This is a genomic window from Chitinophaga qingshengii (genome assembly GCF_014529935.1).
Lineage (GTDB): Bacteria > Bacteroidota > Bacteroidia > Chitinophagales > Chitinophagaceae > Chitinophaga > Chitinophaga qingshengii.
The window spans coordinates 103,405-115,948 of the sequence record NZ_JACVFC010000006.1 but is presented as its reverse complement, the minus strand read 5'-3'; the positions used below and the strand labels follow the sequence as shown (position 1 = coordinate 115,948).

Annotated in this window: 7 protein-coding genes; 3 read left to right on the top strand and 4 right to left on the bottom strand. The window is 48.7% G+C overall.

Translation table 11 applies throughout. The annotated features are described in order from the left end of the window. Window positions 1-34: 34 nt before the first annotated feature. A complete protein-coding gene (locus tag ICL07_RS29845) occupies window positions 35-2,224 on the bottom strand; it encodes a glutamine synthetase III family protein (RefSeq protein WP_188091733.1) in 2,190 nt (729 codons plus the stop codon). 326 nt (window positions 2,225-2,550) lie between these two features. Between ICL07_RS29845 and purL the strand changes: the two genes are divergently transcribed. Next, a complete protein-coding gene (purL, locus tag ICL07_RS29840; protein ID WP_188091732.1) occupies window positions 2,551-4,773 on the top strand; it encodes a phosphoribosylformylglycinamidine synthase subunit PurL in 2,223 nt (740 codons plus the stop codon). An 80-nt stretch (window positions 4,774-4,853) separates the two neighbouring features. On the opposite strand, the gene ICL07_RS29835 is transcribed toward purL, so the two are convergent. Both ICL07_RS29835 and ICL07_RS29830 read right to left on the bottom strand, forming a co-directional pair. Beyond that, a complete protein-coding gene (locus tag ICL07_RS29835; RefSeq protein ID WP_188091731.1) occupies window positions 4,854-7,178 on the bottom strand; it encodes a TonB-dependent receptor in 2,325 nt (774 codons plus the stop codon). Window positions 7,179-7,180: 2 nt separating this feature from the next. Next, entirely contained in the window at window positions 7,181-8,257 is a 1,077-nt protein-coding gene (locus ICL07_RS29830; RefSeq protein WP_188091730.1) for a PepSY-associated TM helix domain-containing protein, read from the bottom strand. A 573-nt stretch (window positions 8,258-8,830) separates the two neighbouring features. On the opposite strand from ICL07_RS29830, the gene ICL07_RS29825 reads away from it, so the two are divergent. Further along, window positions 8,831-9,382 carry a hypothetical protein gene (locus tag ICL07_RS29825; protein WP_188091729.1) on the top strand — a complete coding sequence of 184 codons (552 nt, stop codon included), beginning with the start codon at window positions 8,831-8,833 and terminating at the stop codon, window positions 9,380-9,382. Window positions 9,383-9,450: 68 nt separating this feature from the next. Here the strand turns inward: ICL07_RS29825 and ICL07_RS29820 are convergent, their stop codons facing one another. Further along, the gene (locus ICL07_RS29820) at window positions 9,451-10,692 is read right to left on the bottom strand and encodes an aminotransferase class I/II-fold pyridoxal phosphate-dependent enzyme (protein ID WP_168871784.1); all 1,242 of its coding nucleotides are present in this window, start codon (window positions 10,690-10,692) and stop codon (window positions 9,451-9,453) included. Window positions 10,693-10,864: 172 nt separating this feature from the next. On the opposite strand from ICL07_RS29820, the gene pafA reads away from it, so the two are divergent. Next, window positions 10,865-12,535, top strand: coding sequence for an alkaline phosphatase PafA (gene pafA, locus ICL07_RS29815; RefSeq protein WP_188091728.1), 1,671 nt, complete (start codon window positions 10,865-10,867; stop codon window positions 12,533-12,535). The last annotated feature ends 9 nt before the right edge of the window (window positions 12,536-12,544 follow it).

Genomic DNA, 12,544 nt, shown 5'->3' with positions numbered 1-12,544 from the left:
GGGGCTAATCATACACCAAAACAATCTTACGGTTTTATCGCAAGAAAAGCAGTTCTCTGTACTTAGGCAGTGCCCATCTTTTATCATCTACCAGGAACTCCAGTTTATCGGAGTGGTAGCGGATAACATCGAAGTACGGTTTAATTTTTTCGCAATATTCTATCGCTTTTTGGCGGCTGTCGGTCAACTTGTTGGTCACTTTCCGTTGCTCGATCATGGCCTGAACATTTTCACTGATCACATTGATGTGTTCAGATATTTTAGCAGCGATTTGTGTTTGTGCTTTGTAGGAAGCATCGCCCATACCAATTTCTTTCAGTCCGCGGATATTGCTGATCAGGTCATTCAGGTAGCTGATAGCAGCGGGTAAAATAGTGTTGGTGGCCAGGTCTCCGATTACACGGGCTTCGATCTGAACTTTCTTCACGTAATCTTCCAGCAGGATCTCGTGGCGGGCGTGTAATTCTTTTTCTGTATAAACGCCAATTTCGGTATACAGTTGGGAGGCTTTAGGTGTGATCATCGCATCCAGCGCTTTAGGCGTGGTTTTGATGTTCTGTAAACCTCTTCTTTCAGCTTCTTTTTCCCATTCTTCGCTGTATCCGTCGCCTTCGAACAATATTTTTTCCGAATCTACAATATATTTCCGAAGAGTTTGCATGATGGCAATCTCTTTTTTCTCACCTTTTTCGATCAGGGCGTCTACTTCCACTTTAAAGTCGGTCAGGGTTTTAGCCACGATACTGTTGAGTACGGTCATGGCAGAAGCACAGTTAGCGGTAGAACCTACAGCGCGGAACTCGAACTTGTTACCGGTGAACGCAAACGGAGAGGTACGGTTACGGTCGGTATTGTCCAGCATCAGCTCAGGAATATGACGGTGGAGGTCCAGTTTGAGGATAGCCTCGTCTTGTTCGTCAAATTTGTTGCTTACGCGGGATTTTACTTCCTGTAATACATCGTAGAGATATTTACCGGAGAAAACGGAGATGATAGCCGGAGGCGCTTCGTTGGCACCCAGACGGAAGTCGTTGCTGGCAGATGCGATCGCAGCTCTCAGCAGGTCGGCGTAGTCGTGTACCGCTTTGATGGTATTCACAAAGAAAGTGAGGAACATCAGGTTGGTCTTCGGCGTTTTACCGGGAGCCAGCAGGTTAACGCCGGTGTCGGTAGCCATGCTCCAGTTGTTGTGTTTACCGGAACCGTTGATGCCGGCGAATGGTTTTTCGTGCAGCAACACTTTCAGTTTGTGGCGTTTGGCCACTTTATTCATGATGTCCATCAGCAGGGAGTTGTGGTCCACCGCGATGTTCACTTCTTCAAAGATAGGAGCGCACTCGAACTGGGAAGGAGCCACCTCATTGTGACGGGTTCTTAAAGGAATACCCAGTTTGTAGGATTCTTCCTCGAAGTCGCGCATGTAAGCATAGATACGCTCAGGAATGGAACCGAAGTAGTGGTCTTCCAGCTGCTGACCTTTGGAAGGTGCGTGACCTACCACGGTACGGCCAGTCATGAGCAGGTCAGGACGGGCATTTGCCAGGTTTTCATCTACCAGGAAGTATTCCTGTTCCCAACCGAGGGTAGGGGTTACTTTGGTAATATTTTTATCGAAGTAGTTACATACGTCTACAGCGGCTTTATCGATCGCTGCCAGTGCTTTCAGCAGCGGCGCTTTGTAATCCAGTGATTCGCCGGTGTAGGAAACGAAGATAGTCGGGATACAGAGGGTTTTACCGTAACCCTGTTCCAGGATAAAGGCAGGAGAGGAAGGGTCCCAGGCGGTGTAACCGCGGGCTTCAAAGGTCGCTCTCAAACCACCATTAGGGAAGCTGGAGGCATCCGGCTCCTGTTGAACCAGCGCGTCGCCGTCGAAAGTTTCCAGCGCAGATCCGTCACCTTTCAGGGTGAAGAAGGAGTCGTGCTTTTCGGCGGTGGTGCCGGTTAATGGCTGAAACCAGTGAGTGTAGTGGGTAACACCTTTTTTCATGGCCCAGGCTTTCATGCCGGAAGCGATTTGCTCCGCCATTTTGCGCTCCAGCTTAGTGCCGTTCTTAATGGAGTTCATCAGGCTTTTATAAGCCTCGTCACTCAGGTATTCCCTTACAATTCTTCCGGTAAAAACATTGCTGCCGAATACTTCAGTGATTTTACCGTTGTGCTCGGGGAGAGTAGTGTCTACGCCAGCTAATCCTTCCAGCGCGGTGAAACGTAACGATTGCATGCTGTAATAATTTTACACAAAAAAACACAAGACTCGTTGTAAATGCAAATAAATTGTTCAGTTTAACTAAAAAATTACATTTCTGGGTTTGTAAAGGCTATTTTTTTAACAAATCAATAAAAAAAAGAGGTTGCTAAGGTATAAAACTGATAAATTAAAAAATTCATAATATGAAATAAACGGACCCGGCCGGAATTGATATGTTCCCATCAGCTCCATATACCTCGTTTTTAAGCCCTTTATCCCCCGCATTCTTGGCATTTGTCCTAAAATCTTGTAGGTTTGCATCTTCTTTTTAATTACTCGTTTTTTTATACTTAAACTACATGCAAACCACCGTAGAAATTGCTGAACAGCTGGGCCTTACTGCTGACGAGTTTGAACGAATTGTGTCTATCTTAGGGCGTACTCCCAACTTTACCGAATTGAGTATGTACTCCGTAATGTGGAGTGAGCATTGCTCTTACAAAAACTCAATCGTTTGGCTGAAATCCTTACCACGTGAAGGGGAACGCCTCCTCGTTAAAGCTGGTGAGGAAAACGCCGGTCTGGTAGATATCGGTGATGGATACGCAGTTGTATTTAAAATAGAATCCCATAACCACCCTTCCGCCATTGAGCCCTTCCAGGGCGCAGCTACCGGCGTAGGTGGCATCCACCGCGATATTTTCACTATGGGCGCCCGCCCTATTGCGGCACTGAACTCTCTGCGCTTCGGTAATATCAATGATAAAAAAACACAGCACCTGGTAAAAGGTATCGTTCACGGTATCGGTCACTATGGTAACTGCTTCGGTGTTCCTACCGTAGGCGGTGAAACTTATTTTGAAGACTGCTACGGTACCAATCCGCTGGTAAACGCCATGAGCGTGGGTATCGTAAAGGTGGGCCAGACTGTTTCCGCTACTTCCCACGGTGAAGGCAACCCTGTTTTCATCGTAGGTTCCGCTACCGGTAAAGACGGTATCGGCGGCGCTTCTTTCGCTTCTGCCAACATCACGGAAGACAGCGCGGAAGATCTGCCTGCTGTACAGGTGGGAGACCCCTTCCAGGAAAAGAAACTGCTGGAAGCCTGCCTCGAAATCATTAAAACCAATGCCATCATCGGTATGCAGGATATGGGCGCTGCCGGTATCACCTGCTCTACTGCTGAAATGAGCGCTAAAGGCGAACATGGCATGAACATCTGGCTCGATAAAGTACCTACCCGCCAGGAAAATATGAAAGGCTGGGAAATGCTGCTGAGCGAAAGCCAGGAACGTATGCTCATCGTAGTGAAAAAAGGCCAGGAAAAACCTATCCTCGATATCTTCGAAAAATGGGACCTGCACTGCGTTCAGATCGGTGAAGTAACTAAAGATACCAACCTGAAGTTCTATATGAACGGTGAACTGGAAGCGGACGTACCTGCTGAAAGCCTCGTGCTGGGCGGCGGCGCTCCTCAATATCACCGCGCTTATACTGAACCTGCCTACTTCCAGAAAATTAAAGCGTTCGATATCCAGAACGTCAACGATACAGAACATCCCCGCTTCGTGGCGGAAAGGCTCATCGCACTGCCCAATATCGCTTCCAAACGCTGGATCTATAACCAGTACGACAGCATGGTGGGTACTGCCAACACCTCTACCAACGCACCAAGCGACGCGCCTATCGTACTGGTAAAAGGTACCAAAAAAGCACTGGCGATGACTACCGACTGTAACAGCCGCTATGTATTTGCCGACCCGCATAAAGGTGGCCAGATCGCAGTAGCTGAAGCTGCCCGTAACATCGTTTGCTCCGGCGGCGAACCACTGGCGATCACCAACTGCCTCAACTTCGGTAACCCTTACGATCCGGAAGTTTATTACCAGTTCGTACATGCTGTACAAGGTATGGGCGAAGCCTGCCGCAAGTTCAATACCCCTGTAACCGGCGGTAACGTGAGCTTCTATAACCAGTCTCCTGATGGCGCAGTATATCCTACGCCAACCATCGGTATGGTGGGACTGCTGGATAACCTGAATCAGCGTATTACGCTCGACTTCAAACAAGCGGGTGACCTGGTTTACCTGATTGGCCGTAGCCGTAATGATATCAACAGCTCCGAATACCTGCACAAAATCATCGGTATCGAATACAGCCCTGCTCCGCACTTCAACCTGGAAGAAGAACTCCAGCTGCAGCAGGCCATCACCAAACTGAACAAAGCCGGCCTGATCCAGTCCGCACACGATGTCAGCGAAGGTGGCCTGTTCATTACCATGATCGAAAGCGCTATGCCAAGAGGTCTGGGCTTTGAACTGCACCTGAACGATAAATTCCGTAAAGACGCCTACCTGTTCGGTGAAAGCCAAAGCCGTGTAGTGGTAACCATTAAACCGGAAGACAAAGAGAAGTTCGAAGCACTGATGCATGGCCTGGTAGACGCAACCGATGTTTCCGTACGTCACGAGAAACTGGGCGTTGTAACCGGCGATCATGTAAAAGTTGGCGGTGAAGACTGGGGTAAAGTACACGACTGGAAGCTGATCTATGATACTTCCGTAGAAGAACACCTGAAATAATCTGACAACAGATAAAATCTATAAAAAGGGAAAGGCGCGAATTTCGCGCCTTTCCCTTTTTTATTTGGAAGAAATATGCGTTAGAAGTTATACCGGAAGCCAAGGTTAAACCTGGCGCCGCTGCCTTTGATATAGGAATCTGTTCTCACTCTTGCCTGCGACATTACCGGGTAATAATCAGCATTCAACAGGTTATCGACACCCAGGCGGATAGAAGTGGCGGTATTGAAGCGGTAGGCAGTATACAGGTTCACCAGCGAGAAATCGCCCACCGGTCCGTTACCCAGGTCGTACTCTTTGGTAGCAGGATTGGGATCAAAGCGTTTACGTACCCCGGAGTAGATGTAATACACGCCCAGGTCCCATTGTTTAAGCGGGGAGTAATTTACATTGACCGTCATTTTATCCGGCGTGATGCGGGTAGTCGGCAACCAGGTTTTTCCGCCATTCACATCCTTTTTACCTTCCACATGTGTGTAAGCTGCACTGGCAGCCAGATTAGGCAGGAACTGATAACCGGCGGTGAGTTCAAAACCCTGCACTCTTTCCGGCGCTCTTTCCGGTACAGCCACGCCGTTGACGTCTTTGAGACTGGTACCCAGGCTGGAGGTGCTGATGAAGTAGGAACCGGCGGCATTAAACTTACCGATGTTGCTATTGAAACCCGCCTCATAGTTGTTGGTAATGATGGCTTTGGTTTCGATGGTATTGATGCTGGTAGCGCCGTTGCCGACAGCTTTGGCCAATCGCAGGGTACGGCCCAGGTCATACAGGGAGAAGCTCTGGGAATAGCTGACAAAAGGGTTGAAGGCAGGGAAACGGGTATAACGCAGCCCTGCATTAAATACCAGCGCTTCGTAAGGCAGGTTGCCGCCTTTGACGAATACCCCGCCGGCATAGTTACCGAATTTGATGGTAGTATAATCAGGGATATCCAGCCGGATGTTTTCGTAACGCAGACCGGCTTTTACCAGGAAGTCTCTGAAAAGGTATGTTTTCAGTTGTGCATAAGGCGCCAGGTTTTTCATATTCATCTCGGGAACAAAAGGACGGCCATCTGTCAGTGGCTGTGCGGTTTTGTCGTTCAGGATATCGATGCCCCAGGTAACATCGCCGTGGAGATTAGGATGAAAATTAAACAGCGTATTGAAATTCACGCGGGCGCCCATTTTTTTGGAGGCGATGGCGGAGTTGCCCGGCGGCGCGTAAAAGTCGGAATATTCAAATACCGTGTAGAAGTCCTGGTAGTAAAGATTTACATTGAGTGAAGTGTTCCGGAAGATATTGCTGCTGGTGAAATTCACATAGGCGTTGTGGTTATAGGGCGTACCTTGTTTATCTCCCGGACTGCTGCCTACTATGCCTATGATAGGCCTTTGTCCGAATTTGCCGCCGGAGTCAACGTAGGTGCTGTTCTGCATAGTACGGTAGTAGTTATACATCACTTCCAGGCGGTTGTGCTGATTGAAGTTATAGCCCAGTTTGGCAAACAGGTTTACGTTGTCGTTCTGGCTGAGTGATTGGAAAGGGGCAATAACCTGGCCTTTAGCATCTTTGTTGACGCCGGTTTGTTCGTAGGTACCGCTCACCACATAATCAAACTGGTTTAGCCGGCCGCTGAACTGTTGCGTGACACGTGCGCCGAGGCTGTTGGCGGTATTGGTCAGGGAGCCACCGGTGCTGATATCGGTACTCCCGCTAAAACGTTTATTGGGATTGGCTTTGATGGTGATAAAGTTGATAATGCCGCCATCGGCGCCGTTGCCATAGATTGCGGTAGATCCTTTGATGACTTCCACTCTTTCAATGACGGAAACATCGATGCTGCGCATGTCTTTGTCGCCGTTACGCAGCGGGGTGGATTGCGGAATACCGTCGATCATGATGAGCATACCGCGGCCGCGCAGGGTTTGGCCTTTATTGGTAGAAGTATTGGTGCCCAGTGTAAGACCGGGTACGTTCATACTCAGGAGTTGATTGATATCGGTGGTGATAGCGCTTTGTTCCCGTAGTTGTTTACCGTTGATAATGGTGATGGAAGAAGGGACGGTACCCAGCGTTTCCTTGTTACGGCTGGCGGTTACAACAATCTCGTTCAGTCCAACGTCCGACGGTTGTATGGTGAGTGCCAGCGTAGTTATGCTATCGGCAATAATAACCGGTTGTTCCAGGGTGGTGTAACCGATACCGGTAGCGATGAGTGTATAGCTGCCGGGTTTTATGTTATTGATACTGAAAGAGCCGTCGGAGCCGGAGAGCGCATGTTTTTGCGTGCCGGCCAGGTAGATACGGAGCATGGGTACCGCTGTTTTTGCCGTATCGCGAATGGTGCCGGTTAGTTTTTGTGCCGTTGTTTGTAGTGTAACCAGTAGTGTGATAGCACACAGTACCAGGTATTGTTTCATTTTCAAAGCTGATGTTTTTTAATAATGTATTTCCGGCGGTACCATATCAGGAAACCGGATATGGAAAGGATGCCGGGAGTAAGGCCCAGGAGGGTATATAGTATTTTAAGCGGAATACCGCCATAGTTGCCATAATGCAGGGGCGCCATGGCAGCATTGAATTTATCGCCCCAGGGGGCATCGGTGAAATTGACCGTTTTTTTCACCTGACCCTTCAGATCGAATTGTACAGAAGAGCTGTAGCGGCCCCAGATAGCCGGTTCGTGGGCATGGCCCAGCACGCGTATGGGATCGCCGGATTTTTTCGGCGGGCGGATACCCATCACTTCAAAGCCCGGGATTTGGGCGGCTGATTTTACCAGCAATGATTCATAGTCAATGCGAATGGGCGCGCCTGCTTCCGGAAAGGGGCCGGTTGTTTTCCGGTTATCCAGCACTTTCAATTGCATCATGAATCCGGTGAAGGCGATGAGCGTGTTGAACAATAAGGCCCATACCCCGATAATGCGGTGCAGGTTGCGCCAGCGGCGGGTACGGCTTTGCCATTCCAGTTTTAGCCGGAACGTGAGCACTTTCGCAATAGCTTTCCGGTATACCCATATACCGGTGAGTAGTGACAGGAATAGCAATACACTGGTGATTAGCATGATCCTGGCGCCTGTTTTCCCGCTTAACAGGGAAAAATGCAGGTATATCAGGAAACCGGAAAAATTGCCGGTGTTGGTATGTTGGTGAATGACTTCTCCGGTATAAGGGTTCAGGAAGATATACAGTTTATAGTCCGGTGCGTATTCTGCCCTGACGATGGTTGGTTCTTCCGGTGTTTGCGGCAGGCGGGAAAAGAAGAGGTAGGGGGTGCCGCCCCGCAGGGATTTACTGGCAGCTTGCAGCAGATCAAACAGCGGTTTGCGTTCGGTACCGGGCGTGATATGCCAGGTTTCGTGGTGCAGGGCTTCGTCTATTTCTTCGCTGAAAACCAGCAGGCTACCGGTGATGCTGGCAAACAGCAGCATGATGCCTACAACGAGGCCGGCTATACGGTGAACCGCAAAAATCTTCTTGTGCCAGTACTGTTTCAAGTTTTTTGTTAATTTTTTAACCTGCTTTGCCGGGTGACCGTTTACCGGGCGGGCACGAAAGTGCTATGTCCCGGCGGTTGATGGTGGTCAGTTATATGTTGTACCAGCTATTGAGCAGTGGTGGCTGCAAAGGTAGTGCTGTATTGCGGGAAGCATTTACGCAATCCGGAAAATTATTGCGCAAGAGACGAAAAAGCGGAAGATTCGGCGATTAGCTGATTTATTGTTGCAGTACAATACTTTAACAAGCTATTAACAAAATCCCACATTGGTGTTACATGATACTGGAAAAACTGCTCTACATTTGAATTGTAACAATGATACAGCGCTAAATCTAAAAAAGATTATTATATAAGATACTTGGAATCACTTGGTTATTCCAAATTCTATGAAGACCATATATTCTACCATGTCCTGATGAAAATTTAGTGAAATTTTACACCTAGTGAAAGAACGATTTGAGTAGGGCTGAGGAAACTCAGCCCTTTTGTTATTTTAGATGATCCTGTTTTTGAAGTAGTTTTGTTAACGAACTCATCAATATCTGTTTTTAACCCGGAAAATGGAGTCCCTATGCAATTTTATGTTCGCTTTACGGTTGTGAAAAGGTATGTACCCCTGGTGGTAAGGGCGTTGTGGCTTTTATTCGCAGTTGGTTTGATTGTTTCTATAACTGCTTTACTTATTGACAGTGTCAGGTTTCTCGGTATCTATGCCGGCGGCTGTTTTATGCTGGCTGCTGTGGTGCAGAATTTTTTCGATCGGTATAAGGAAATAGGAGCGTGTGCGTTGACTGATCAGGAGATTATTGTTGCTTCAGGCGCGGATACAACCAGGTATCAGCTTTCAACGATAACAGATCTCAAACTGTATTTTCGGGGGTATATGTGGATGGAGTTGGAACCAGTTCGCGTGCGTTCGGGGATGAAAGTGCCGGACTATAGTGACGGGGACAAGAGTGAGCTTGTATTCCGATACGAAGGGGAAGAAATCAGGATAGGGCTGATGTTTTATGAGCAACACCTTAGTGCGATGAATACACTTTTTGCGATATGGGAAGAGCAGGGTATATCATATGAGTTGTATGGGAGAAAGAGGATTGATGGAAAGCGGTTTAGCGTATAATCAACGTGATAATAAAAAAGCCTTCCTGCTAGCAGGAAGGCTTTTTATATAAAAAGCTGATAAATAGCTTATACCATTGGAATTTCTGCCACCTGGTAAACTTTCTCGTCGAGCTTGGCTTTGGTTTCGCTGAAAGCTTTCAGGGTCAGTTCGATATCTTCATCTGTGTGAGCAGCAGTTGGAATGAGGCGGTAGATGATCTGGCCTTTCGGGATAACGGGGTATACCACGATAGAGCAGAAGATGTTGTAGTTTTCGCGGAGGTCCAGGCACATAGCGGTGGCTTCCGGAATATCGCCCTGCAGGTAGATAGGCGTAACAGGGGAGTTGGTTTTACCGATGTTAAAACCGCGGGCTTTCAGGCCATTCTGCAGTTTATTCACATTTTCCCACAGTTTCGCTTTCATTTCCGGGTGTTTGCGCATCAGTTCCACTCTTTTCAGGTGGCCGATTACGATAGGCAGCGGAATAGATTTCGCGAAGATCTGGGAGCGCATATTATAACGCAGGTAGTTGATGATGGCTTTTTCGCCGCTGATGAAAGCGCCGATAGAAGCGCCGGATTTAGCGAAAGTATTGAACAGCAGATCGATTTTATCCTGAACACCTTGTTCTTCGCCGGTACCGGCGCCGGTTTTACCCATGGTACCGAAGCCGTGGGCGTCGTCTACCAGCAGGCGGAATTCAAATTTATCTTTCAGTGCAGCAATTTCTTTCAGTTTACCCTGATCGCCGGCCATACCGAATACGCCTTCCGTCACCACGAGGATACCGCCACCTTGTGCGTTAGCCAGTTCTGTTGCGCGTCTCAGTTGTTTTTCACAATCTTCGATATCGTTGTGTTTGAACACATAACGTTTACCGGGGTGGAGGCGTAAGCCGTCCAGGATACTGGCATGGCATTCCGCATCGTATACAATCACGTCCCTGCGGCCGCATATAGCGTCGATGGCGCTCATAATGCCCTGGTAGCCGTAGTTCAGCAAGGTGGTATCTTCTTTACCCATGTAGTCGGACAGTTCTCGCTCGAGCTGTTCGTGATAGTTGGTGTTACCGCTCATCATGCGGGCGCCCATCGGCGCGGCCAGGCCAAAGTCGGCAGCTGCCTTTGCATCGGTAGCCCGTACTTCCGGCAGATTGGCCAGCCCCAGGTAGTTGTTGAGGCTCCAAACTATCTTTTCATTGCCCCGGAATTTCATGCGGGGGCCTATTTCACCTTCCAGTTTAGGAAATGCGAAATAGCCATGGGCTCTGTCTGAATGCTCCCCAATGGGGCCCATGTGTTTCAGCAGTTTCTCGAAAATATCCATACGCTATATTATGTAATAGTTAAATGCTTTTATAAAAAGAGGACACAAAGGTATTAAAATATTGTGTTCCCTAAACTTCGATTACATTTGCCGGCGTCATTTTAATGCTTCTTTTGCTTAACGGGCTCTACCTGCAAAAATATATTTATCTTATAAAAAGTAATAATATCTAATGAAAAGGATTTACCTGCTTGGCTTTGCCCTGTTTATCGCCGCTTCAGGCCTTCAGGCACAAAAGGCCACTTCACCAAAACCATTCAATCATCTGGCGACAGCCAAAAACAGCAAAACAACTGCCAAACCGAAGCTGATCGTAGGTATGGTAGTAGACCAGATGCGCTGGGACTACCTGTACCGCTACAGCAACAGGTATGCTGCCGGAGGCTTTAAAAGACTGTTGCGGGAAGGATTTTCCTGCGAAAATACGCTGATCAACTATACACCCACCATCACCGCCTGTGGCCATACCTGCGTGTATACCGGCTCCGTACCGGCCGTACACGGCATTATCGGCAACACCTGGTACAGTCCTGAGATAGGACGTACCATGTACTGCGCGGAAGATACCACCATGAGCACCGTGGGCAGCAGCTCCGGCGCCGGTAAAATGAGTCCGCGTAATATGCTGGTGACCACCATCGGCGATGAACTGCGCCTGTCCAACCACTTCCAGAGTAAAGTAGTGGGCGTAGCCATCAAAGACCGCGGCGCCATCCTGCCTGCCGGCCATAGCGCCAACGCCGCTTATTGGTACGACGGCAGCACCGGTAACTGGGTAACCAGCTCTTACTATATGAACGAACTGCCAGCCTGGGCACAGCAGTTCAATAACGAAAAATGGCCGCAGCAGTATCTCGCGAAACCGTGGACCACTCTGTATCCGGCCGCGACTTATACCCTCAGTACGGCAGATGAAAAAGCCTATGAAGGAAAGTATAAAAACAGCACTACCGGTACTTCTTTCCCGCATGACCTGAGTGGTATTGCCAACAGCGCTATTTCCGCCTCTCCCTTCGGTAATACCATGACCCTGGAATTTGCCAAAAAGGCCATGGAAGCCTATAATATGGGTAAAGGCGCCGTAACCGACTTCCTCGCCATCAGCCTTTCTTCCACCGACTACGTAGGACACCAGTTTGGACCTAACTCCATCGAAGCAGAAGATACTTACCTGCGCCTGGACCATGACCTGGCTACTTTCTTCCAATACCTCGACGCTCACATCGGCAAAGGGCAGTACCTGTTTTTCATTACTGCGGATCATGGCGTTGCCCACGTGCCGGGCTTCCTGGAAGAAAACAAACTACCGGGCGGCACCTGGAGCGACCAGGCAGCCATGAAAGACCTGAATGATAAAATTGCTGCGAAATTTGGCGTAAAAGACGCCATCAAAGCGGTGGATAACTATCAGTTCTGGATGAACCATGATGCCATTGAAGCTTCCGGCAAAAACTACAACGATATTGAGCGGTTCATGATCACTACGCTGCAGAAATCTCCGGCTATTGCCAAAGTATTCCCGATCCGCGACCTGATGGTGACCGTATTACCGGAACCCATCCGCACTATGATGACCAACGGTTATAACACCAAAAGAAGCGGCGACATCCAGGTAGTGCTGGCTCCTGCCTACATCGATGGTGGCAAAACCGGTACTACACACGGTTTATGGTACCCTTACGACGCGCATATCCCGCTGGTATGGATGGGTTGGGGTGTACAGCCAGGTAAAACCAACCGTACTGTCGGTATGACCGATATTGCCCCTACACTCGCCGCCCTGCTGCAAATCCAGATGCCTAGCGGCAACGTTGGACAAGTGATCCAGGAGATTACTCATTAAAAGTTTATT

Bases quoted from the DNA above. Each gene is read 5' to 3' on its own strand.
- ICL07_RS29845 (WP_188091733.1), bottom strand. From the start codon at position 2,224: ATGCAATCGTTACGTTTCACCGCGCTGGAAGGATTAGCTGGCGTAGAC.
- purL (WP_188091732.1), top strand. From the start codon at position 2,551: ATGCAAACCACCGTAGAAATTGCTGAACAGCTGGGCCTTACTGCTGAC.
- ICL07_RS29835 (WP_188091731.1), bottom strand. From the start codon at position 7,178: ATGAAACAATACCTGGTACTGTGTGCTATCACACTACTGGTTACACTA.
- ICL07_RS29825 (WP_188091729.1), top strand. From the start codon at position 8,831: ATGCAATTTTATGTTCGCTTTACGGTTGTGAAAAGGTATGTACCCCTG.
- ICL07_RS29820 (WP_168871784.1), bottom strand. From the start codon at position 10,692: ATGGATATTTTCGAGAAACTGCTGAAACACATGGGCCCCATTGGGGAG.
- pafA (WP_188091728.1), top strand. From the start codon at position 10,865: ATGAAAAGGATTTACCTGCTTGGCTTTGCCCTGTTTATCGCCGCTTCA.